Annotated in this window: 18 protein-coding genes and 10 pseudogenes; 11 read left to right on the top strand and 17 right to left on the bottom strand. The window is 74.8% G+C overall.

All coding sequences use genetic code 11. The features are described 5' to 3' along the window. Window positions 1–308: 308 nt before the first annotated feature. Window positions 309–746, top strand: a pseudogene (locus DA06_RS15040) (type I phosphomannose isomerase catalytic subunit); the annotation flags it as partial. A 121-nt stretch (window positions 747–867) separates the two neighbouring features. Here DA06_RS15040 and arc read toward each other — a convergent pair. After that, window positions 868–2607 carry a proteasome ATPase gene (gene arc, locus DA06_RS15045; RefSeq protein ID WP_418605375.1) on the bottom strand — a complete coding sequence of 580 codons (1740 nt, stop codon included), beginning with the start codon at window positions 2605–2607 and terminating at the stop codon, window positions 868–870. Window positions 2608–2820: 213 nt separating this feature from the next. Here arc and DA06_RS15050 point away from each other — a divergent pair, with 213 nt between their 5' ends. Next, window positions 2821–3024 carry a hypothetical protein gene (locus DA06_RS15050; protein ID WP_043501530.1) on the top strand — a complete coding sequence of 68 codons (204 nt, stop codon included), beginning with the start codon at window positions 2821–2823 and terminating at the stop codon, window positions 3022–3024. Between the two features lie 2 nt (window positions 3025–3026). Here DA06_RS15050 and DA06_RS15055 read toward each other — a convergent pair whose 3' ends face one another. Beyond that, window positions 3027–4193 carry a tRNA (adenine-N1)-methyltransferase gene (locus DA06_RS15055; RefSeq protein ID WP_418605376.1) on the bottom strand — a complete coding sequence of 389 codons (1167 nt, stop codon included), beginning with the start codon at window positions 4191–4193 and terminating at the stop codon, window positions 3027–3029. A gap of 11 nt (window positions 4194–4204) precedes the next feature. Beyond that, entirely contained in the window at window positions 4205–4456 is a 252-nt protein-coding gene (locus DA06_RS15060) for a hypothetical protein (protein WP_418605378.1), read from the bottom strand. A 702-nt stretch (window positions 4457–5158) separates the two neighbouring features. Here DA06_RS15060 and DA06_RS15065 point away from each other — a divergent pair. Further along, window positions 5159–6535, top strand: coding sequence for an LpqB family beta-propeller domain-containing protein (locus DA06_RS15065; RefSeq protein ID WP_418605380.1), 1377 nt, complete (start codon window positions 5159–5161; stop codon window positions 6533–6535). On the opposite strand, the pseudogene DA06_RS15070 reads toward DA06_RS15065, so the two are convergent. From DA06_RS15070 to DA06_RS15080, 3 pseudogenes are all read right to left on the bottom strand, one after another. Then, window positions 6417–6800 (bottom strand): annotated as a pseudogene (locus DA06_RS15070) (CpsD/CapB family tyrosine-protein kinase); the annotation flags it as partial. The gene DA06_RS15065 and the pseudogene DA06_RS15070 sit on opposite strands and share 119 nt — an antisense overlap. Before the next feature lie 485 nt (window positions 6801–7285). Next, a pseudogene (locus DA06_RS15075) lies at window positions 7286–7492 on the bottom strand (Wzz/FepE/Etk N-terminal domain-containing protein); the annotation flags it as partial. Next, window positions 7483–7935 (bottom strand): annotated as a pseudogene (locus DA06_RS15080) (O-antigen ligase family protein); the annotation flags it as partial. The pseudogenes DA06_RS15075 and DA06_RS15080, both read right to left, overlap by 10 nt. A 35-nt stretch (window positions 7936–7970) precedes the next feature. Between DA06_RS15080 and DA06_RS15085 the strand changes: the two are divergent. Beyond that, complete coding sequence (locus DA06_RS15085; RefSeq protein ID WP_043501551.1) at window positions 7971–8267, top strand: hypothetical protein; 297 nt, start codon at window positions 7971–7973, stop codon at window positions 8265–8267. Between the two features lie 439 nt (window positions 8268–8706). Here DA06_RS15085 and DA06_RS15090 read toward each other — a convergent pair. Then, window positions 8707–9679 (bottom strand): annotated as a pseudogene (locus DA06_RS15090) (stage II sporulation protein M). Between DA06_RS15090 and DA06_RS15095 the strand changes: the two are divergent. The 3 genes and pseudogenes from DA06_RS15095 to DA06_RS15105 all read left to right on the top strand — a co-directional run bounded on the left by DA06_RS15095 (window position 9572) and on the right by DA06_RS15105 (window position 11523). Next, entirely contained in the window at window positions 9572–10588 is a 1017-nt protein-coding gene (locus tag DA06_RS15095) for an RDD family protein (protein ID WP_418605381.1), read from the top strand. The pseudogene DA06_RS15090 and the gene DA06_RS15095 sit on opposite strands and share 108 nt — an antisense overlap. 94 nt (window positions 10589–10682) lie before the next feature. Next, window positions 10683–10826 (top strand): annotated as a pseudogene (locus tag DA06_RS15100) (ChbG/HpnK family deacetylase); the annotation flags it as partial. 40 nt (window positions 10827–10866) lie between these two features. Beyond that, the gene (locus DA06_RS15105; RefSeq protein WP_043501556.1) at window positions 10867–11523 is read left to right on the top strand and encodes a ChbG/HpnK family deacetylase; all 657 of its coding nucleotides are present in this window, start codon (window positions 10867–10869) and stop codon (window positions 11521–11523) included. A gap of 173 nt (window positions 11524–11696) precedes the next feature. Here the strand turns inward: DA06_RS15105 and DA06_RS15110 are convergent. From DA06_RS15110 to DA06_RS15150, 9 genes and pseudogenes are all read right to left on the bottom strand, one after another. Beyond that, window positions 11697–11837 (bottom strand): annotated as a pseudogene (locus tag DA06_RS15110) (EamA/RhaT family transporter); the annotation flags it as partial. A 319-nt stretch (window positions 11838–12156) separates the two neighbouring features. Further along, a pseudogene (locus DA06_RS15115) lies at window positions 12157–12669 on the bottom strand (EamA family transporter); the annotation flags it as partial. Beyond that, window positions 12644–13063 carry a hypothetical protein gene (locus DA06_RS15120; protein WP_418605383.1) on the bottom strand — a complete coding sequence of 140 codons (420 nt, stop codon included), beginning with the start codon at window positions 13061–13063 and terminating at the stop codon, window positions 12644–12646. The pseudogene DA06_RS15115 and the gene DA06_RS15120, both read right to left, overlap by 26 nt. Next, window positions 13060–13875: a DUF4097 family beta strand repeat-containing protein gene (locus tag DA06_RS15125; RefSeq protein ID WP_043501564.1), complete on the bottom strand. Its 816-nt coding sequence runs from the start codon at window positions 13873–13875 to the stop codon at window positions 13060–13062. Before DA06_RS15125 ends, DA06_RS15120 begins: the two co-directional genes overlap by 4 nt. Window positions 13876–13903: 28 nt before the next feature. Further along, window positions 13904–14873, bottom strand: a pseudogene (locus tag DA06_RS15130) (zinc-binding dehydrogenase). Between the two features lie 165 nt (window positions 14874–15038). Beyond that, on the bottom strand, window positions 15039–15113 hold the full coding sequence (locus tag DA06_RS15135; protein ID WP_156968370.1) for a 50S ribosomal protein bL37: 75 nt from the start codon (window positions 15111–15113) through the stop codon (window positions 15039–15041). Between the two features lie 87 nt (window positions 15114–15200). Then, window positions 15201–15713, bottom strand: coding sequence for a class I SAM-dependent methyltransferase (locus tag DA06_RS15140; RefSeq protein WP_052436806.1), 513 nt, complete (start codon window positions 15711–15713; stop codon window positions 15201–15203). Window positions 15714–15732: 19 nt separating this feature from the next. Next, window positions 15733–16059: a mycothiol system anti-sigma-R factor gene (rsrA, locus tag DA06_RS15145; RefSeq protein ID WP_052436807.1), complete on the bottom strand. Its 327-nt coding sequence runs from the start codon at window positions 16057–16059 to the stop codon at window positions 15733–15735. Further along, the gene (locus tag DA06_RS15150; protein ID WP_418605384.1) at window positions 16056–16778 is read right to left on the bottom strand and encodes a sigma-70 family RNA polymerase sigma factor; all 723 of its coding nucleotides are present in this window, start codon (window positions 16776–16778) and stop codon (window positions 16056–16058) included. The genes rsrA and DA06_RS15150 overlap by 4 nt, the downstream gene beginning before the upstream one ends. A 333-nt stretch (window positions 16779–17111) precedes the next feature. Here DA06_RS15150 and DA06_RS15155 point away from each other — a divergent pair, with 333 nt between their 5' ends. Both DA06_RS15155 and DA06_RS15160 read left to right on the top strand, forming a co-directional pair. Next, the gene (locus DA06_RS15155) at window positions 17112–17399 is read left to right on the top strand and encodes a hypothetical protein (RefSeq protein ID WP_418605385.1); all 288 of its coding nucleotides are present in this window, start codon (window positions 17112–17114) and stop codon (window positions 17397–17399) included. Window positions 17400–17414: 15 nt separating this feature from the next. Then, window positions 17415–17819 (top strand): hypothetical protein, encoded by a 405-nt coding sequence (locus DA06_RS15160; RefSeq protein ID WP_418605386.1) that lies wholly within the window; start codon window positions 17415–17417, stop codon window positions 17817–17819. A gap of 63 nt (window positions 17820–17882) precedes the next feature. Here the strand turns inward: DA06_RS15160 and DA06_RS15165 are convergent, their stop codons facing one another. Then, on the bottom strand, window positions 17883–18965 hold the full coding sequence (locus tag DA06_RS15165) for an acyl-CoA dehydrogenase family protein (protein ID WP_418605388.1): 1083 nt from the start codon (window positions 18963–18965) through the stop codon (window positions 17883–17885). On the opposite strand from DA06_RS15165, the gene DA06_RS15170 reads away from it, so the two are divergent. Beyond that, a complete protein-coding gene (locus tag DA06_RS15170; protein WP_418605389.1) occupies window positions 18933–20051 on the top strand; it encodes a phosphotransferase family protein in 1119 nt (372 codons plus the stop codon). The two genes, DA06_RS15165 and DA06_RS15170, sit on opposite strands and share 33 nt — an antisense overlap. Further along, window positions 20051–21091, top strand: a pseudogene (locus DA06_RS15175) (glycosyltransferase); the annotation flags it as partial. The gene DA06_RS15170 and the pseudogene DA06_RS15175, both read left to right, overlap by 1 nt. Window positions 21092–21115 lie beyond the last annotated feature (24 nt).

Here is a 21115-nt window from a genome sequence, read left to right on the forward strand (position 1 = left end):
TCCTGATCCCCCTTCTCGTGCGCCCGGCGGTGCGTCAGGCGTCCGGGGCTGACGCTAGGGACCGGAGGCGACGGCGGGGTGAACGCCCGACGCCCGGCACGTGAACCTGCCCGTCCGGGGCCGAACGGACCCCTAGCGCCCGCCCGGACGAGCACAATGACGCTCTCGACGACTGGTGCGGGCAACGGGGCCGCCGGAGCGGACGAGACGGAACTCACGCGGGACATCGGGGGCCGCGCACCGTCGATCGGCACGTATCTGTCATCCGCGGTCCATATGATGCCGGGACGACGAGGAGGGAGGGACGCGTGCAGCGGATCGTCGGCGTCGAGCGCGACTACGCCTGGGGGTCCCCCGACGCCATCCCCACCCTGCTGGGCCGGCAGCCCACGGGCGCTCCCGTGGCCGAGCTGTGGTTCGGCGCCCACCCCGACGCGCCGGCGCGCCTGGACGCGGTCTTCGGGGACACCGGCCCGGACCTGCGCACCCACATCGCCGCGGACCCGGTCGGCGCGCTCGGCGAGGACGTCGTCTCCCGCTTCGGGCCGGAGCTGCCGTTCCTGCTCAAGCTCATCGCGCCCGCGAGGCCGCTCTCGCTCCAGGTCCACCCCAGCGTCGAGCGCGCGCGGGAACGCTTCGCCGCCGAGTCCGCCGCCGGCATCGCGCTGGACGACCCGACCCGCAGCTACCGGGACCCCAACCACAAGCCCGAGCTCGTCTTCGCCCTGACCACCTTCCGGGCGATGTGCGGCTTCCGCGCGCCCCGCCGGGCCGCCGAGCTCCTCGCGGGGCTGCACGCACCGCTCGCCCAGGACCTCCACGCCATGCTCCGCACGGACCCGACGGCGGACGGGGTCCGGGCCGCGTTCACCTGGCTGCTCGACGGCGCGACCCGGCCCCGCCGTCGCCCTCCTCCGGCCCCGCGGTGCCCGCGAGGGCGGTCGGCGTGGTCGAGTGGTGGCCGACGCGCGCGGCGGGGCCCCTGGGGGCGAGGCCCTCGCCGTGGGCGAGGGTGCGCAGGTAGGTGATGCGCTCGCCCTTCTTGCCGCTCACTCGTGCCCAGTCGTCGGGGTTGGTGGTGTTGGGCAGGTCCTCGTTCTCACGCATCTCCGCGGACAGCGCGCCGAGCAGGTGCCCGGTGCGCAGGCCACGGCCGCCGGTGGCGAGCAGGTCCTTGATGGCCCGCTTCTTCGCGCGGTCGACGATGTTGGCGATCATGGCGCCGGAGGCGAAGTCCTTGAAGTGCAGGACCTCCTTGTCGCCGCTCGCGTAGGTGACCTCGAGGAACTCGGTCTCCGCGGTCGTGGCGTACAGCGACTCGACGACCGTGCCGATCATCGCCTCGACGGTGGCCGCCGGGTCGCCGCCGTGGCGGGCGAGCTCGTCCTCGTGCAGCGGCAGGTCGGGGGTGAGGTACTTGGCGAAGATCTCCCGGGCGCCCTCGGCGTCGGGCCGCTCGATCTTGATCTTCACGTCCAGGCGGCCGGGCCGCAGGATCGCCGGGTCGATCATGTCCTCGCGGTTGGAGGCGCCGATGACGATGACGTTCTCGAGCTTCTCCACGCCGTCGATCTCGCTGAGCAGCTGCGGGACGACGGTGGTCTCGACGTCGGAGCTCACCCCGGTGCCGCGGGTGCGGAACAGGGACTCCATCTCGTCGAAGAAGATGACCACGGGGATGCCGCGGGCGGCCTTCTCGCGGGCGCGGGCGAAGATGACCCGGACCTGCCGCTCGGTCTCGCCGACGTACTTGTTGAGCAGCTCCGGTCCCTTGATGTTGAGGAAGTAGCTGCGCGGACCCTCCGACCGCCCGGCCGGCTGCTCGCCCCGCTCGATGCGCGTCTGCTCCGCCGTCGCCGCCAGCGAGGTGGCCACGGCCTTGGCGATGAGCGTCTTGCCGCACCCGGGCGGACCGTAGAGCAGCACGCCCTTGGGGGGCTTCAGACCGTGCTCGCGGTAGAGGTCGGGGTGGAGGAACGGCAGCTCGACAGTGTCGCGGATCTGCTCGATCTGCGGGCCCAGACCGCCGATGTCCGAGTACTCGGTGTCCGGCACCTCCTCCAGCAGCAGCTCCTCGACCTCGGAGCGCACGACGCGCTCGCTGACGAAACCGGTGCGCATGTCCGCCGTCAGCGCGTCGCCCACGCGCACGCCGGAGGTGAGCAGCGGGCCGGCCATCCGCATGACGCGCTCGTCGTCGGAGCGGGCGAGGACCAGCACGCGGTCGCCGTCGAGGACCTCCTTGACGGTGACGATCTCGCCCGTGACCTCGTACGTGCCGGCGCCGATGACGAGCAGCTGCTCGTTCAGCCGCACCTCCTGCCCGGGGCGCAGTGCGCCGAGCGGAACGGCGGCGGAGACGGCCAGGCGCATCTTGCGGCCGGCGACGAACACGTCGGCCTCGCGCTCGTCGAGGTGGGCGGCGAGGAAGGTGCCGTACGAGCCCGGGGGCCTCGAGACGGAGTCGAGCTGCTCCTGGAGCTGCACGAGACGCTGGCGGGCGGCGTCGAGCGCCTGCGCCAGCCGCTCGTTCTTGCCGGCGAGCGAGATGGCCTGCTGCTCGAGCTCGCGCGCACGGGCCTCGCTGAAGCGGTCGGCCTCTGCCATGACGGTCCCTTCGACGATCGACCCGTCCAGCCTAGGCGGTGGCACCGACGCGGCGAGGGCACGGTCCACCTGACGGCGCTACCGGGCACCGCGCGACGCGATTTGTGCGGGCCTCCCGTTGCCTGCGCCGGCACCCGCCTGGGACCGTTGTGCGGAACGTCTGTGCGGGTGAGCCTGACGGAAGTTCCGCCTGACGGGTGATCGGAGGACGACATGGCTGGGACAACGAGGTCGGAGAGCCGGCGCGGCGCGCACGCACCTGGGACCTACGTCGAGGAGGTTCCGAGCGGCGCGCGGCCGATCGAGGCCGTCGGGACCGCTGTGGCGGCGTTCGTCGGGGTCGCGAAGCAGCACCCCGCGCTGACGGTCGCGGCGCTCCTGGCGTTCGTGGTGCTCGTGCGGGTGGCGCGCGCCTAGCGTCAGGCCTCGTCCGGCGTGGCGGCCGGCGGCTGCGCCGTCGACCCGGGCCGCGTCGTCGACCCGGGCTGCGTCGTCGACCCGGGCTGCGGCCCCGGTTGCGACGCCATGCCCGTCTGCTCGATCTCGGCGCGGCGGTGGATGTCGCGGCGCACGCGCCGGATCTTCTTGTCGGAGATCGCCCGCTCGCCCACGTCGGCCGGGCTCCACTCGCCGTCGGGCGTGTAGGCGCCCTTGGCCGGGCGGCGGGTGCGCTGCGGCGGCACGTGCCCGGGCGCGAGGCGGCGGGTGGTGACGAGGAAGCCGGTGTGCCCGATCATCCGGTGGTCCGGGCGTACCGCGAGGCCCTCGACGTGCCACGTCCGCACCATGGACTCCCACGCCTGCGGCTCGGTGAACTGCTCCGTGGCGCGCACGTCCTCGACGAACCGGCTCAGCTGCGTCGTGGTGGCGACGTACGCGGTCAGCACGCCGCCGGGGACCAGCGCCTCCGCCGCGACGCCGAGGTTCTCCCAGGGGGCCAGCATGTCCAGCACCATGCGGTCCACCGAGCCCGGCTCCGCGGCGTCGGGAAGGACGTCGGCGAGGTCGCCGGTGCGGACCTCCCAGGCGGGGTGGGGGCCGCCGAACCAGGACTCGACGTTGCCGATGGCGATGTCGGCGAAGTCGTCGCGACGCTCGACGGAGATGAGGTGGCCACGCTCCCCGACCGCGGAGAGCAGGCTCATGCTCAGCGCGCCGGAGCCGACGCCGGCCTCGACGACGGTGGCGCCGGGGAAGATGTCGCCCATCTGGACGATCTGCCCGGCGTCCTTGGGATACACGACGGCGGCGCCGCGCGGCATGGAGAGCACGTAGTCGCTCAGCAGCGGGCGCAGCGCGAGCAGCTGGTGCCCGGTGGCGGTGGTCAGCACGGTGCCCTCGGGCCGGCCGATCAGCTCGGTGTGCCGGAACGAGCCGCGCTGGGACTGGAAGTAGCCGTCGACGGTGAGCAGCACCGTGTAGAGCCGGCCCTTGGTGTCGGTCAGCTGGACGCGCTCCCCCGCGCGCAGCGGTCCGCGGCGGCGTGCGGGGCCGGGCAGGTCGGACGCGCTCTCGCCGCGCGCCGGGGCGCCCTCGAGTTCGCCGTCGGGGCTGGTGGTGGGCTGGAGGTCCGGCTCGCTGGTCACGACGGGCGAGTCTACGGGCGGCGCGCCTGCAGGGCCCGGGCCACCGCGGCGACCTCGACCACACCGAGGACGGTGACGCCGTCGTGGAGGACGACGACGGGCCCGTGGTGCTGCGCGACGCTCACCGCGGTCACCGCCTGCGGCCCGCTCAGGGCCGACACGACCTGCTGCGGCGAGAGGGGCCGGGCGACGGCGGTCACGGGCGTCAGGGGCCGCTGCTCGTAGGGCACCTCGCGGACGGCGGCCGGCTCGACGACGGCCACGGGCCGGCCGGCGTGGACGAGGACGACGGCGGCACCTGGCGCTGGTCGTGCTGGCCCTCGCCCTCGCCGGCTGCGCGGCCCTGCCCAGGTCCGGGCCGGTGACGGCCTCCGACCCCGACCTGCCGGCGCCGCAGGGGATCGGGTTCTTCGCCAGCGGGCCGCAGGCCGGGGCGTCCCCGGAGGAGATCGTCGACGGGTTCCTCACCGCCTCGTGGGCGGGATACTCCGACGAGTTCCGGGTCGCCCGCGAGTTCCTCGCCGGCCCCGCCGTCGAGACGTGGCAGCCGCTCGAGCAGGTCCGGATCTACTCGGACGCACCCGCGCCCCAGCTCACCCGGGCGGACGACGGCGGGGTCCGGCTCAGCGTGACCGGAGAGGCCTCGCTCGACGCCGCCGGCCGCTACACGGAGGCGCCCACCGGCACGACGATCGACGCCGACTTCACCCTGGCCCGCAACGGCGACGGCGAGTGGCGCATCATCGAGCTCGACGACGGCGTGCTGCTGCCGGCGCCGAACTTTCAGTCGGTCTACACCCAGAGCGCCCTGTACTTCCTCACGCCCGACCGCAGCGCCCTCGTGCCGGAGGTGCGCTGGTTCCCCCAGCAGGACCTGGCGAGCTCCCTGGTGCGGGCGCTGCTCGGCGGCCCCTCCAGCTGGCTCGCCCCCCGGGGTGGTCACCATGGTGCCCGTGGGCACACGCATGACCGTGGAGTCCGTGCAGGTCTCCGAGGGGACGGCGCGCGTGGACCTGTCCGCCGACTCCCTGGCGGCGGAGGACCGCTCGCTGCTGTACGCGCAGCTGGACCGCACCCTGGACCAGGTGCCGGAGGTCCAGGACGTGGAGGTCACCGCGGCGGGCGCGCCCTACGAGCTCGAGGAGCCGGTCCCCGACCTGTCGGCCTACCCCTACATCTCCAGCCCGCTCGCCGTGGTCAGCGACGGCGCGCTCGCGGACGTCGTCGGCGGTGACGTCGTCCCGCGGGCCGGCGGACAGCTCGCCGGCCTGACCCCGCGCGACCCGGCTCTCGGGTACGAGCAGAACGCGCCCACCACGGTGGTGCTCGACGGGCCCGACCGGCTCGTGAGCGCCCCGGCCCAGGGGCAGCCGTCCGTCCTCCTGGAAGGCACCGGCCTCGTTGCGCCCTCGACGGACCGCCAGGGGTGGGTGTGGACCACCTCGGCGCGCACGGACGGCACGCTGCGCGCGGTGCGCGCCAACGGCGAGACCGCCGAGGTCGACGCCCCGTGGCTGCAGAAGGGGACGGTGCGCGCACTGCGGGTCTCCCGCGAGGGGGCACGCGTCGTGGTGATCTGGGAGAGCGCGGGCAACGCGGTGCTGGACGTCGCCGCGGTGGTGCGCGGCCCGGACGGGACGCCCCGAAGCCTTGCCGAGCCCGTACGGTTCGGCAGCCGGCTCACGGACGCCGTCGACGTGGCCTGGGTGGAGGAGAGCATGGTGGCCGTGCTCGGCACCACCGCCGCCGAGCCGGTGCCGAGCGTCCACCAGCTGCCGCTCGGCGGGCCGGCGACCCGGCTGCCGGTGGTGGAGGGGGCCGTCTCCCTCACGGCCGGCCGCGGCGACCGGTCCATCGTCGTCGCGACGGCGGACGGGCGCCTGTACGAGCGCAACGGCGCGGGTTGGCGCGCCAGGTTCAGCCGGACGGGAGTCGGCGCCGGGCCCGTGCGGACCGTCCTCGACGTACTCCTCGTACCGGCGGGTGTCCTCCCTGCCCACGCTCGCCCGGTTGAGCACCAGCCCCAGCACCCGGGCACCGACGTGCTCGAGGCGGCCGAGCGCCTCTCGCAGCTCGGTCTTGCGGTGCCGGCCGGTGGCCACGACCATCAGCGTCCCGCCCGCGATCGTGCTCAGGACGGCGGCGTCGGTGACCGCCAGGACCGGGGGGGCTGTCGACGACGACGACGTCGTAGCGGCCCGCGGCCTCGGCCAGCAGGTCGGCCATCGCCGCCGAGGAGAGCAGCTCGCTCGGGTTCGGGGGCACCCGTCCGGCGGGCAGCACGTCCAGCGGCCGGTCGCCCCAGCGCTGGGCGAGGTCGTCCAGGGTCGCCTGGCCGATGAGCAGCGTGGACAGCCCGGCCCGCCCCTCGATCCCGAGGGTGCGCCAGACGGCGGGGCGACGCATGTCGGCGTCGACGAGGAGCACCGAGGTCCCGGTGTCCGCCAGGGCGACGGCAAGGTTGACCGCCGTCGTCGTCTTGCCCTCTCCGGCGGTGGCGGAGGTGACGACGATCGTGCGCGTCGAGCCCGTCGCGGTGAGGAAGTGCAGGTTGGTCCGCAGGGCGCGCACCGCCTCGGCGCGCTGGCCCCGCGGGTCGGACTGCATGAACACGACGTCCTCGCCCTCGTCGACGAGGCGAGCCGGGCCAGCACCGTGGCGTCCGTGACCTCGGCGAGGTCGCGCTCCCCGCGCACGCGCGTGTCACGCGCCTCGCGCAGGGCCGCGACGCCGACGCCGACCAGGAGACCCAGCACCACACCGAGGACGAGGTTCACCGCCGGGTTCGGCACCGAGGGCCTCACCGGCACCGCGCCCGGGGTGTGGATCGTCGCGCGTACCGCCTCGCCGCCGTCGGCCGCGACGGGGAACAGCCCGTCCGCGGCGTCGGAGAGCTCCCCGGCAACGGCGTTGGCGACGTCGGCGGCGCCCTGCGCCGTCGGCGCCGTGGCCGAGATCTGCAGGATCGCCGTCCCCTCCGGAACGGTGACGTGCACCGTCTCGGCCAGCTCCTCGGCGGTGACGTCGAGGCCGAGGTCTTCCGCCACCGGGTCGAGCACGAGCGGCGAGGTGGCGATGTCCGCCAGCGAGCTCATCTGGCTCGCCGCGAACGTGGTGCCCTCGTTCAGCTCGGTGATCGACTGGCCGGAGCGGGCGGAGAAGAACATCTTCGCCGTCGCCGTGTACCGGGCGGGCATCAGCGCCGTGACGGCCACGGCGAGCAGCAGCGCCACCCCCAGCGTGGCGAGCACGCTGACCCACCGCTTGCGCAGCACGCGCAGAATTCCGTTCAGCTCCATCGCAGCCCCCTTCGGGCGGGACTCGAGTGTGGCAGACCACGCCCGTGCGGGGTGGCGAGTTGGGGCGTCTCGACGGGGCCGCCCCGGAGCGGGTCGTACATCGCCAGGACCAGGCCGAGGAACGCCCACATGGGCCGGGTGTTCTCGAGGCTGAGCGTGGCCGCCTGCACCAGCAGGCAGAGCACCGAGAAGAGCAGGTACGGCGCTCCCGCGTCGCCCGCGTGGGCCGCACGCAGCGTCCGGGCGACCACGAGCGCGGGCACGAGCAGGAACACCGCCAGCCCCACCACGCCGGTCTGGGCGAGGAAGCCCAGGTACGTGCTGTGCGGGACCGTGTCCATCTGGGGCCCGACCATCTGCTGGGCCACCGGGATGTACTGCCCGGCGCCGACGCCGAGCACGGGGCTGCCGGCCCACTGCTGCAGCGCCACGGACCACAGCTCGTAGCGCGCGTCCGGCGCGGCGCCGTCGTCGGGGGGTGAAGACGCTCGTGGCGCGGGCCAGCACGTCCCCGACCCACTGGTCGGGCAGCACCACCACGGCGACGACGCCGAGGACCGCGGTGACGGCGGCGAGGCGCCGGAACGCGACCCCCGCCCGGGTGCCGAGGGTGAGCAGCACGGTGACGACGGCGGCCAGCGCCATCGCGGCCAGGGCCGCCCGCGAGCCGGAGAGCAGGACGGCGACGACGATGACGACGACCTGCCAGGACCAGGGCCGCCCGGTGCGCAGGCGCTGGGCGGCGATGACGACGCCGAGGGAGAGCAGCAGGTAGACGCTGAACGCGTTGGGGTCCTCGAACGTGCCCGAGGCCCTCCAGAAGTAGGACAGGCCGAGGTCCACGCCCGCGGCGTACAGGGCGCTGGCGCCGACGCCCACCAGGGCGGCCGCGGTGGCGGTGGCGGCCCAGACGTCGAGGATCCGGTGGTCCCCGGCCCGCAGCCGGGGTGCCGCGGCGGCGTAGAGCAGGAGCAGGTACCCGCACGCCAGCGCGATCTTCGCGGCAGCGATCACGCCCCCGGCGAAGTCGGCTCCACCGTGGAGCACGGGCCCGACGAGGGAGGTCCACAGCGCGAGCTGCAGGGCCAGGGTGTAGCCGAGGAGCACCGGCCAGGTGGGGCGGGCGCCGGCCGTCGGCGCGCCGGCCGGAGGCGGACACCAGTTCGGCGGGCCGGTCGGCCGGCCCGGTCGACCCCGCCGTCGGGCGGGCCCGGTCAGCCGGCCTGGGCGAGGGTGTGGCCGGCGAGGTCCTCCTCGAGGTCCCCGGTCTCCCCCGCGGCGACGGCGCGGCGGCCCAGCACGATCGTGTAGGTCCAGTACCCCGCCAGGACGAGCGCGCCGATGACGAGCTTGAGCCAGCCGGGCAGCGCCGACGGGGTGACGAACCCCTCGACGAGCCCCGAGACGGCGAGGACGAGCACCAGCCCCACGGCGACGGTGACCAGCGAGCGACCCTCCTGCGCGAGCGCCCGCGCCCGGGTGCGCCCGCCCGGCGCCACGGCCGTCCAGAACAGCTTCAGCCCGGTCCCGCCCGCGATGAAGACGGCCGTCAGCTCCATGAAGCCGTGCGGCAGGATCAGGCCGAAGAAGACCCCCAGGTCCCCGTACACGGACATGATGGCCCCGGCCTGACCCACGCCGACGGCGTTGACGGCGAGCACGTACACGGGGAAGACGCCCGTGATCCCGAGCCCGATGCACTGCGCCGCGATCCACGCGTTGTTGGTCCAGACCTGTGCGGCGAAGTCCGGCGCCGGGTAGTCGGAGTAGTAGGCCGCGAAGGCCTCCTGCGCGTAGTTCTCGAGCTGGCTCGGCGAGCCGAGGGACGCCAGGACCGCGGGGGTGCCGGCGGCATGGGCACCGACGACGACGGCGAGGGACACCCAGGCCGCCATCACGGCCACCGTCCACCACCGCACGCGGTAGAACGCGGCCGGGAGCGTGAGGACGAAGAACCGGGAGACGTCGGCGAGGCGCAGCTCGTGCGCGCCGGCCACCCGGCCGCGTGCCTGCCCCAGCACGGCGGAGAGCCGGCCGACGAGATGGGGGTCGGGGGGCCGAGGTGCGCACGGCGGACAGGTGCCCGGCGGTGGCCTGGTAGAGGCGGACGAGCTCGTCGGCCTCGGGGCCGGTGAGCCGGCGCTGCCTGCTGAGCTGCTCGAGCCGGCGCCACTCCGGTTCGTGCACCGCGGCGAAGGCGTCGACATCCACACCGGTACCCTGCCACACGTGAGCGCGCGCAGGTCCGGCCCCGAGGCCGCGCTGGCGCGCGCCCGCCTGCAGGAGGACCTCGTCGTCACCGGCGAGGCGGTGGCGCTGGAGATCCGGCCCGCGTCCGTGGGCGTCCGGGTGCTCGGCGCCGTCCTCGACGCGGCGGTCTACGCGCTCGGGGCGGTGCTCCTCGTCCTCGCCGCGAGCCGGCTCCTCGGGACGCTGAACTCGGCGCAGCTGGGCGTGGTGCAGGTCAGCGTGTTCGCCCTCGTCCAGGTGCTCGCCCCCACGACCGTGGAGACGCTCACGCGCGGGCGCTCGCTCGGAAAGGTCGCCACCGGCATCCGCGTGGTCCGCGACGACGGCGGACCCGTGCGGTTCCGCCACTCGCTGGCCCGCGCGCTCGTCGGCATCGGAGAGCTGTGGCTCACCGCCGGCGCCGTCGCGATCACCTCGGCCGCGGTGAACCGCCGCGGCAAGCGGCTCGGCGACCTGCTGGCCGGCACCTACGCCGTGCGCGTGCGCGGCGGCGAGCGCCGCGAGCCGCCGCTCGTGATGCCGCCGGAGCTTCAGGCGTGGGCGGCGTCCGCCGACATCCGGGCCCTGCCCGACGGCGTCGGCCTCGCGGCGAGGCGCTTCCTGGGCCGCACCGGCACGATGACGCCGCAGGCGCGCGCGCAGATGGGCACGTCCCTGGCGGCCCAGGTCGAGCCGTTCGTCGCCCCGCCGCCGCCGTGGGGCACGCATCCGGAGCGGTTCCTCGCCGCCGTCCTGGTCTCCCGGCGCGACCGCGAGTACGCCGTGGGGCTCCGGGCGCGCCAGCGCGACGAGGCCGAATCGGCACGGATCGCCCGGCTGCCGTACGGGGTGCCCGACTCCCGCTGAGCGGTGGGACCGATCACGGTCTCCCCCGTCCTGTTCGCGCCGGGCACCACTTGGGACTACCGTCGATCATCACCTTCGGACGGAGCATCCTCGAATGACCCGACAGCTCGTGGTGACCGCCGACGACCTCGGTCTCGGCACGGCCACCAACGAGGCGATCGTGGAACTGATGGAGCGCGGCACGGTCACCTCGTCGACGCTCATGACGGTCGCGCCCGGCGCCGGCGACGCGGTCGGCCGAATGCGCGCCGCCGGCCTGCCGGACCCCCCGGCTGCACGTGACGCTCACCAGCCCCCGCGAGCTGCGGCCGTGGCGCCCGCTCGCCGCCGACGTCCCGTCGCTGACCGACCGCCACGGACTCTTCCACGTCGAGCTCGCACGCTCGCAGGGCGCCGCGAGCCCGCACGACGTCGGCCTCGAGATGGAGGCGCAGCTGTCCTGGATGACCGACGCGGGCCTGCGGCCCGGCGCCCTCGACTCCCACTCCGGCGTCCTGTACAGCCACCGGGGCGGGCCGCTCATGGACACCGCGCTGCGGTTCTGCGCGGAGAACTCGCTCGGTTTCCGCCTGCCGCGCCGGCTCCCCCGCCTGCTGGACGTCACGGTCCGTGGTCCCCTGCGCCGTCGTTACGACGAGGCGGTCGCCGCCGCCGGGGCCTACGGGGTGCGCCTGCCCGAGTCGATCATCGGGGCGTGGCTGCCCGGCCGGCTGCTCACCGGCTACGCGCAGCTGCGCCGCAACGTGCTCAGCCAGCTGCGCTCGCTGCCCGACGGGGTCTCGGAGCTGATCGTCCATCCCGCCCCCGCGGCGGCCGCCGGCCTGCTCGACCGGGCGGAGGGGCGCAAGCGGATGTGGGAGTTGCGGCTGCTGCAGGACCCGCTCTTCCTCCGTGCGATCCGCAGCGAGCGCATCCAGCTCGTGCCGGCCTGGTAGGCCGGCCCGCCGCTTCGCCCCGCCGCGTCCTCAGGCTCTCTCGGCGACCTCGGCGACCTCGGCGACGGGAACGCGAGAGTCGCCAGCTTGGCCGGGCGCAGCTCGTCGTACCGGACCGCGACGACGCCGCCGACGATGAGCACCCCGCCGAGGAGCTGGACCGGCAGCGGCAGCTCGCCGATGAGCAGCCACGCGAAGAGCACCGAGAAGAGGACCTCCGAGAGCCCCACGAACGCCGCCACGGTCGAGCCGAGCCGCCGCGTGCCGGCGATGCCGAGCGCGTAGGCGAGCGCCGCGGCGACGACGACCAGCATCAGCACGGGGGGCGACCCAGGGCAGCGCGGTGCCCGCCAGGCGCACGTCCGCCGTCGACCAGGCGAGCGGCATGACGCCGGTGAGCCCGGCCAGGGCGAGGGCGGCCGTCGCCACCACCATCCCGCCCGCGGCCATCACGATCGGCGGCAGCCCGGAGGTCTCGTGAGCGGAGAGGACGAAGTAGACGGCGAGGCCGACGGCGGCCCCGAGGCCCCACAGAACCCCGCCCGGGTCCACGCGCAGGCCCCCGGTGACGTCGAGGACGAGTACGAGGCCGGCGAGGGACAGCACGATGCCGAGCACGGTGAAGCGTCGGGGACGGCGGCCGTGCCGCAGCCACAGCCAGCCCACGACCAGCACCGGCCCGAGGTACTCGAGCAGGAGCGCGACCCCCACCGACAGGGTGGTCACCGCGTTGAAGTAGAAGAGCTGGCAGGCGGCCATCGCCACGAGCCCGTACGCGCCGATCGTGCCGGCGTGCCGGCGGAGGAGGTGCCAGCGGCCCCGCAGGGCGAGAGCGGCCGGGACAGCGAGGACGAGCGCGGCACCGCCGATGCGGGTGATCACCGCGGCCCCCGGGGTCCACCCCGTCTCGAGCAGCGACTTCGCGAGCGAGCCCGAGGTGCCGAACGCGGCCGCGGAGACCAGCGCGAGCCACAGGCCGCTCGCGCGCCGCACGGTCGTCTCGTCCACGGTCACCCACCCTCCTCGGGCCCTCACGAACCGCAGCCGGCGGCCGGGAGCGCCCCGTCGTCCCGCCGTCCGCGGCGGAGCCTCGCCGCTGCGGCGAGCCAGGGCACCCCTGTCAGGACCAAACTTTGTTACGCTCATTACAGTAGGTTCGCCGAGGACAGGGGTCAAGATGGTCTTCGCCCGCGACACCGAGGTCGCGCTCAGCACCGCTGCGGCGCTGGTCAACACGCGGGGAGTCCGCGAGGACCGGCTCGTGACCCCGGCCGATCTCGACGCGTTCGTGACGCGCTGGGAGTTCACCGGGTCGCGCGCCCACGACGAAGCCGAGCTGCAGGCGGTGCGCGACCTGCGCCCCGCGCTGCGCCGGCTGTGGACGGCGGGCAGCAGCGACGCCGTCGCCGCAGGCGTCAACCGCCTGCTCGCCGACGCTGCCGGCACGGTCACGGGCGGCCTGCGCCACCTGCGCCCGGAAGCCGGCGACGGTGTCGTCCGCGATCCCCTCGACCGGGGCGATCCGCCGGTCGTCGGTCACCGCGGGGCCCCGGGGAGCACGGCGGCCCGCACGACGTCGAGGTTGCCGGAGACGGACCGGGTGCTGAGGAAGCAGATCCCCTCCGCGGTTCGCTCCTCCACGGTGGTCGCACCGAGGCCCGGGGACCGGCGGTCGACGCCGTCGACCCGCACCGCCCCGGCGACGGTCCGCGCGGTCAGCGACACCCCCGTGCCGGTGGGGAGGGACACCTTGAGCGCCCCCGAGACGGTGGAGAGGTCGACCATCGACGTTCGCGCCGAGGTGGCGACGTCGACCGCCCCCGCCACGGTCGTGGCCTCCACCCGCGGCAGGTCGCCCGTGACCGTGGTGCGGCCGGCCGCCGTGCTGACCCGCACGGGGCCGTCGTGCCCGGAGACGTCCACCCCGCCCGAGGCCGACCTCAGCGACACCGCGCCGCGGCACCCGGTCACGCGCAGCTGACCGCTGGCGGTGGTGAGGGAGACGTCCTCGGCGAGGTCGGCGACCGAGGCGCCGGCGAGGGCGGTCGCGACCGTGACGGCGGTGGCGCGGGGAACATGCACCGTCAGGCGGGCGGTGTCCGTGGAACGGTAGGAGCGCAGCCGCTTCACCCAGCCGTCCCAGCCGAGGAACGGGTAGCCGATCGTGAGCCGGTCGCCCTCGACCGTGAGCTCGAGCGGGTTGCCGTCGACCTCGGCGACGTCGACCCGCACGCCGGTCGCGTCGTGACCGACCACCGTGACCAAGCCGGCCACGAGCTGCACGCGGAGGCGGGCCACGCCCTCGACGTCGTGCTGGGAGGGGTTCGGGACGATCCAGGACCGGGTTGCCATGCCCCGACCCTACGCGTCCGGCACCGGCCTAGGACCGGGGCTCGACCACGATCTTCCCGACGACGTCGCCCGCGCCCATCCGGGCCAGGGCCTCCCCGACGCCGTCGAGCGGGACGACGGAGTCGACGAGCGGGCCGACGCCGGCGGCGACGAGCATCTGCTGCACCGTGACGAGCTGCTCGCGCGTGCCCATGGTGGTCCCCGCGATGCGCAGGGAGCGGAAGAACACCCGGTTCAGGTCGGCGGGCGGCATGGAACCGGACGTGGCGCCGGCGACCGCCACCGTCCCGCCCGGTCGCAGCGCCCTGAGGGAGTGGGCCCAGGTGGCCTCGCCGACGGTCTCCACCACCGCGTCGACCTGCTGGGGCAGACGGGCCCCGGTCTCGAAGGCCTCGTGGGCGCCGAGCTCGAGCGCACGCGAACGCTTGGCCTCTGTGCGGGAGGTGCACCAGACCCGTAGGCCCGCGGCCCGTGCGAGGAGGATCGCCGCCGTCGCCACCCCTCCCCCCGGCGCCCTGGACGAGCACCGTCTGGCCGGGTCGCAGAGCGGCGGCGTCGAAGAGCATCCGGTAGGCGGTGAGGTAGGCGGTCGGCAGGCACGCGGCCTCGGCCCAGCTCAGCGAGGGATCCTTGGGAACGGCGTTGCGTGCGGGCACCCAGACGCGCTCGGCGAGCGTGCCCGGATGGAGCTCGGAGAGGAGGGTGCGGCGCGGGTCGAGGGTCTCCTCCCCGTGCCAGCCCTCGCTCGGGATGACGGAGTGCACCACGACCTCGGTGCCGTCGTCGAGGACGCCGGCGGCGTCGGTACCGAGGATCATGGGCAGCCGGTCCGCCGGAAGGCCGACGCCGCGCAACGACCAGAGGTCGTGGTGGTTGAGCGACGCCGCGCGCACCGTCACCGCCACCCAGCCGGCGGGCGGCTCGACGTCGAGCTCGCCGATCTCGAGCCCTGCGAGCGGGTCCTCGGCGTCCTGGTTCCGGACGAAGGCGCAGCGCATGGCGCACACCCTAGCCGCGGGAGGCGGCGGGCGGCCGTCCAGACCGGGCGGCCGTGCAGACAGAGGGGCGTGCGGTGGCGCGCTGGTCGTGCAGACGGCGACGGGCCGGTCACCGCGCGCGGTGACCGGCCCGTCGAGCCGGGCGGGCGATCGCCCGCCCACGGCTCAGGCGTTGGGGCGCTTGCCGTGGTTGGCGGCGCTGCCCTTGCGGGACCGGCGCTTGCGACCGCGCTTGCTCATGGTTCTCTCCCGATCTGTTGCTGCCCGAGGGCGGATTTCAGCACCACATCGTCCCACACATCGCCGCCCTCCCGCGCGCAACCCTGCTCACCCGCGGACGGCGCGCACAGCCGCCGGCACGGGAACGTCTGCCTCGTGCGCGCGGAGTGCCGGCACCGCGAGCGAGCGCAGCACGGGAGCGACCGTGCGGCGGGCGCCTGCGCCGTCCGGGCCGTCGTAGAAGAGCCAGATCGCCCCGCCGGGGACCAGGAGGTCGGCGAGAACCTGCGCGGGCCCGGTCGCCACCGAGGTCCAGAAGACGTTGACGTTGACGGCGAAGGCGAGGTCGAACGGGCCCGAGAGCTCCTCGGCGAGGCGTTCCACTGGGCTGCGGACGACCCGCAGCCGTCCCGCCCTGGCCGCGGCGGCGTTGCGTTCGGCGGTCCGCGCGACGGCGACCGCGGACCGGTCGACGGCGACGTACGTCACGTCCGGGTGCCGGTCGAGCACGAGCTGAGCGGCGGCGCCGTTCCCGCACCCGATCTCCAGCACCCGCTCACCGCCGGCGAGGCCGAGCGCGTCCACCGCCCGGACGATCCTGGCGGGGACGGCGGAGCTCACGGCGTGGGCACCCGGGGCCTCAGTCGACCGTCCGGATCCCGTTGACCCGGAGGACGGTCAGCTGCGACTGCACGCGCACCCGCAGCGAGCTCGGGGCGACCTCGGCGCACGAGCGCCGCACGAGCGCACGGATGTGCTGCTCCGCGTCGGTGGCCTCGGTGCACGTCGGGCACTCCTCGGCGTGCCTGCGGAAGCGGGCCTGCTGGTCGTCGTCGAGCTCGGAGTCGAGGAACTCGAAGAGATGCTCGAGGAGCTCGTCGCAGCTGCAGGGGGTCGCACGTCCCCCCGCCCGCCGACGAACGGCCTGCTCGGCCCGTTCGGTGAGGTTCGCGGCGTCCTCGCTCATGCCTTGGCCTCCGTCCGGATTCCCATCGCGCGTGCGTGGTCGACCAGGAGCTCCCTCAGCTGCCGCCGCCCGCGGTGCAGCCGCGACATCACCGTCCCGATCGGGGTGCCCATGATCTCGGCGATCTCCTTGTACGCGAAGCCCTCGACGTCGGCGAGGTACACCGCGATACGGAAGTCCTCGGGCAGCTCGTTCATGGCGTCCTTGATCTCCGAGTCGGGCAGGAGATCCATTGCCTCCGCCTCGGCGGAGCGCAGCCCGGTGGAGGTGTGGGACGCGGCCCGGTGGATCTGCCAGTCCTCGACCTGCTCGGCGTCGGACTGCTGCGGCTCGCGCTGCTTCTTGCGGTACGAGTTGATGAACGTGTTCGTCAGGATCCGGTACAGCCAGGCCTTGAGGTTGGTCCCCGGCCGGTACTGGTGGAAGGACGCGAACGCCTTCGCGAACGTCTCCTGGACGAGGTCCTCGGCGTCCGTGGGGTTACGCGTCATGCGCATCGCCGCGCCGTAGAGCTGGTCGAGGTACGGCAGCGCCTCCTGCTCGAAGCGCGTCGCCCGATCGGCGTCGGACTCGCCGTCGGGCGTGCGGTCGAGGTTCCCCTCGTTCGTCTCGGTCATCATCGACGAGCCTAGCCCCGCTTCAGGTGCCCAGCCCCCGGTGGCCGCCACCGCCGCAGGAGGAGGCGCGGGCGCGTGCAGGACGAGGGACGGGCTGGTCATGCGAGGTACAACCGAGGACCCGTGCCGCGCATTCCGGGCACCCGCCCCGGGATTTGCGTCCGCGGGCCCGCGCGACCGCCGAAGCGCTCGCCGTCGGAGCGGTTGTGCGGTAGCAATGTGGCATGAACCTCCTTCGCCTGCTCGCGCGCCCGATGCTCGCCGCCACGTTCGTCACGGACGGGGTCGACGCCGTCATCCATCCCGAGGCGCACGCGGAGAGGTTCCGGAAGATCACCCCCGCGCTCGAGCGAGCAGGCGTCCCCCCAGGCGCTGTACGCGGACCCGAAGAGGCTCGCCCGCGTCAGCGGCGCCGTCTCCGCCGTCTCCGGCCTCATGCTCGCCACCGGCCGCCGTCCGCGCAGCGCCGCGCTCACCCTGGCGCTGCTCAACGTCCCCATGACGGTGGTCAACAACCCCGTCTGGGCCGCGCACGGCGGGCAGCAGCGCAAGCAGTACCTCAGCGGTCTGGTCAGGGGCCTGAGCCTCGGCGGCGGCCTGCTCCTCGCGGCCGCCGACCTCGCCGGCAAGCCCTCCTGGGGCTGGCGCGTGAGCAACGCGCGCGAGCACCGCTCCGAGCTGCGCCAGGCCAAGGCCCACGTGAAGGACCGTTACTCCGACTGACTACGCTGGCGCGGTATGACCCTGTCCACGGCCGCCTGGCCCGCTCCCACCGCCACCGAGCCCCTGGACGCCGTCGTCGACGTGCCCGGCTCGAAGTCGCTGACCAACCGCTACCTCGTCCTCGCCGCGCTCGCGTCCGGCCCCACCGAGCTCGTCCGGCCGCTGCACTCGCGGGACTCCGAGCTCATGGTCCGGGCGCTGCGGGCGCTGGGGGTGTCGGTCGAGCCTGCCGGGGACGACGGCGCGGACCTGCTCATCACGCCGCGCCCGCTGCGCGGCCCCGCCCACGTCGACTGCGGGCTCGCGGGGTCCGCGCCGCTCGGCTGCGGTGGGACGGCACCGACCTCGGCGACCTGCGGCCCGTCGACCCGCCCGCCCGCTTCGGGTTCAGCTCCACGCCCGCCGCCCCCAGCCACGTGACCGTGGTGAGCACGGTGGAGCTCGAGGCGGCCGCTCCGCCGCCGTCCCTCGAGCGCCCGCCGGTCACACGAACGCCGACAGCCCCGTCAGCGCCCGCCCGACGATGAGCTGGTTGATCTCCCGCGTCCCCTCGTAGGTGTACATGGCCTCGGCGTCGCCGAAGAGCTTGGCCATCTCGAAGTCGGTGGTCATGCCGTTGCCGCCGAGGAGGTTCCGGCCGAGCGCCACGGTCTCGCGGGCGTGGGCCGTGCACGTCGCCTTGGCCATCGCCGCGTGCGGCATCTCCAGCGTGCCGGCGTCCTGCAGCCGGGCCACCTGCACCATGAGCGCGAGGGAGGACGCCGCGTTGCCGGCCACGCGCGCGAGGGAATGCTGGACCAGCTGGGACGCGGCCAGCGGACGGCCGAACTGCTGCCGGTCGACCGTGTACCGCCGGGCCACGTCGAGGGCCGCCAGCTGAAGACCGACGGCCTGCCAGCCGACCCAGGCGCGCGAGTGGCGCAGCACGGTGTTGACGGAGGCGAACCCCGCCGCGCCGGGCAGACGGGCGTCGTCCGGGACGCGGACGCAGTCGAGGGTGACGTCGGCGTTCTGCACGATGCGCAGGCCGATCTTGTTCCGGATCGGGACGACGGCGAGGCCCGGGGTATCCGTCCCGACGACGAACGCCCGGACCGTCCCGTCCGTCACGTCCCGCGCCCAAACGATCGCGAAGTCGGCGACGGTGGCCAGCCCGATCCACCGCTTGGCGCCGTCGAGCACCCACCCCGCGCCGTCGCGCCGTGCGGTGGTGGTGAGTCCGCGGGCGACGTCGGAGCCGTGGTCCGGCTCGGTGAGCGCGAACGCCCCGAGGGTGCGCATGGCGGCGAGACGCGGCAGGAGGGTGCGCCGCTGCTCGGGTGAGCCGAGCGCGTCGATCAGCCCGACGACGAGCTCGTTGTGAACGCCCAGGACGGTGGACATCGACAGGTCGGCGCGGGCCACCTCGGCGTGGACGAGGCCGCGGAAGAGGGCGCTGGTTCCCGAGAGCTGGAGTGCCCCCAGCCCGGCGTCGGCGAGCACGGCGAGGAGGTCGGGGGCGAACTCCTCCCGGTTCCACGGCTCGACCGACTGGTGGCGCAGACGCGTCTGCGCCAGGTGGTGCACCTCGGCCAGGCGGGCGCGCTCGTGCGGGCCGAGGAGGTCGGCGACGCCGAGCAGGTCGAGCCCGGCGAACCGGCCGCCCGCGCGACGGCGCTCCTGACGGACTCCCCCGCCGACGAGGGCACCCCCCTCCGCCGCCCCCACGGGGGCCCCGACCTCACCGATCCGCAGACGATGACCGGCCTGCTGCGCCCGGTCCTCGACGCACGCGGCGCGGGACCGGTCACCGTGACGTCGGCCCGGACGCTCCGGGTCGCCCACGGTCGGCGCGTCGTGGTGCGCTACCACGTGGCCGGAGGGGCCGACGGCGGGGCGGATCTCATCGCCAAGGCGTACGCCGACCCGGCCCGCGCAGCGCTGGTCCACCGCCACCTCGTCCTGCTCGACCGCCTGCACGACCCCGCCACGCGGGTCGGGACCCCGCGTCCGGTCGGGCTCCTGCCCGACCGTGGCATCGTCCTGCTCGGCGCGGTGGACGGGCGTCCGCTGTCCGACGTCGCCCTGGACTCGCCTCCGGAGCAGCTGCTCGACGTCGCACGCCGCTTCGGCACCTGGCTGAGGGCGCTCCACACCAGCCGGCTCGCCCTGAACCGCACGCTCGACCTGGAGCAGGAGGCCCGGAACCTCGGTCGGTGGGCGGAGGACGTGGCGGGGGCCGACGAGCTGCTCACGACCCCGGCCCGTCGGCTCGCCGCCCGCCTGTCGGCCACCGTCGCGGACCTGCCGGTCGTCCTCGACGCACCGATCCACAAGGACCTCCACCTCGGGCACGTGCTGGTCGAGGACGACGGGACCGCCACCGTGATCGACCTGGACGAGGCGAGGATGGGCGATCCGCTCCTCGACCTCGCGCACCTGTCCGCCTACGTCGACGACGCGGGGGCCGCGGGCGCGCTCTTGGTCCGGGACGCCCTGCTGGAGGCGTACGGGCCGCCCACCGGCCCCGATCCCGGCCTGCGGCTCGCCTTCTTCCACGCCTACACCCAGCTGAAGATCACCAAGCAGGAGCTCGCGGGCCGGCTGACCGAGGAGCTGGTCCTGAGGGGCGTCCGCCGGCTCGCGAGGGGGCTGTCGTGCCTGCCCGGCTGATGTACCTCACCCGCAGCTGGCCACGACTCTCGCAGACGTTCATCGTGGGCGAGGTGCTCGCCCTCGAGAGGCTGGGGGCGGACCTCGAGATCGTCGCACTCACGGCGTCGGGCGAGGTGTTGCGCCAGCCGCAGGTCGAGGAGGTGCGCGCACCCGTTACCTACCTCGATCGCGCGTCCCCCGGGTCCGCACGGCACGACCACCTCCTCGTCGCCCGGCACGAGCCCGGCCGCTACGCCGACACGGCCCGGTTCGCCCGCACCCACCCCGGCCTGGCCGCCGGCTACGCGACGGCGACCACCGGCCAGTGCTTCGACCTCGCCGTGCAGGTGGCGGCCAGGTGCCTGCGGCTGGCGGCCCGGGGCACTCCGGTCACCCACCTGCACGCGCACTTCGCCCACGACCCGGCGCTGGTCGCCCACCTCGTGGGCCGGCTGACCGGTGTGCCGTACACCGTCACCGCCCACGCCCGTGACCTGTACCAGACCCCCGTCCACAACCTCCGCGTCCGTGCCAGCGCCGCGAAGGCCGTCCTGACCTGCTGCCACGCGAACCGCGCCTACCTGGAGGCCCACCTGGCCCCGGCGGACGCGGCGCGGGTCCGCGTGATCCACCACGGAGTCGACCTGCGGCGGCTCACGCCCGGCCCCGCCCGCCCCGACGGCGGGACGGTCCGGATCGTCTCGGTCGGCCGGCTCGTCGAGAAGAAGGGCTTTCCCGACCTCCTGCGCGCGTTCGCCGTCGTCGCCGCAGGGCGTGACGTCGCCCTGACCGTCTACGGGGACGGCCCCCAGCGTGCCGAGCTGGAGCGCCTGCGCGACCGGCTCGGCCTGCGCCGGCTCGTCACGTTCGCCGGGGAGCGGACGAACGACCTCGTCGTCGCGGCCCTGCGCCGGTCCGACCTCTTCGCCCTCACCCCCTTCGTCACCGCCGACGGCGACCGGGACGGCGTGCCGAACGTCGTCGTCGAGGCGCTCGCCTGCGGCCTGCCCGTCGTCGCCACCACCGCCGGCGGCGTCGCCGAGGCGGTGCGGGACCGCGACAACGGGGCTGCTGGCCGCGCC

It is taken from the genome of Georgenia sp. SUBG003 (assembly GCF_000715355.2).
In the GTDB taxonomy this organism is placed as follows: domain Bacteria; phylum Actinomycetota; class Actinomycetes; order Actinomycetales; family Actinomycetaceae; genus Georgenia.

What these genes read in the sequence shown, in the direction of transcription:
- rsrA (WP_052436807.1), bottom strand. Translation starts at nt 16,059, where the DNA reads ATGAGCGAGGACGCCGCGAACCTCACCGAACGGGCCGAGCAGGCCGTT.
- DA06_RS15050 (WP_043501530.1), top strand. Translation starts at nt 2,821, where the DNA reads ATGGCTGGGACAACGAGGTCGGAGAGCCGGCGCGGCGCGCACGCACCT.
- DA06_RS15125 (WP_043501564.1), bottom strand. Translation starts at nt 13,875, where the DNA reads ATGGCAACCCGGTCCTGGATCGTCCCGAACCCCTCCCAGCACGACGTC.
- DA06_RS15160 (WP_418605386.1), top strand. Translation starts at nt 17,415, where the DNA reads ATGACCCTGTCCACGGCCGCCTGGCCCGCTCCCACCGCCACCGAGCCC.
- DA06_RS15065 (WP_418605380.1), top strand. Translation starts at nt 5,159, where the DNA reads ATGACCGTGGAGTCCGTGCAGGTCTCCGAGGGGACGGCGCGCGTGGAC.
- DA06_RS15150 (WP_418605384.1), bottom strand. Translation starts at nt 16,778, where the DNA reads ATGACCAGCCCGTCCCTCGTCCTGCACGCGCCCGCGCCTCCTCCTGCG.
- DA06_RS15155 (WP_418605385.1), top strand. Translation starts at nt 17,112, where the DNA reads ATGCTCGCCACCGGCCGCCGTCCGCGCAGCGCCGCGCTCACCCTGGCG.
- arc (WP_418605375.1), bottom strand. Translation starts at nt 2,607, where the DNA reads ATGGCAGAGGCCGACCGCTTCAGCGAGGCCCGTGCGCGCGAGCTCGAG.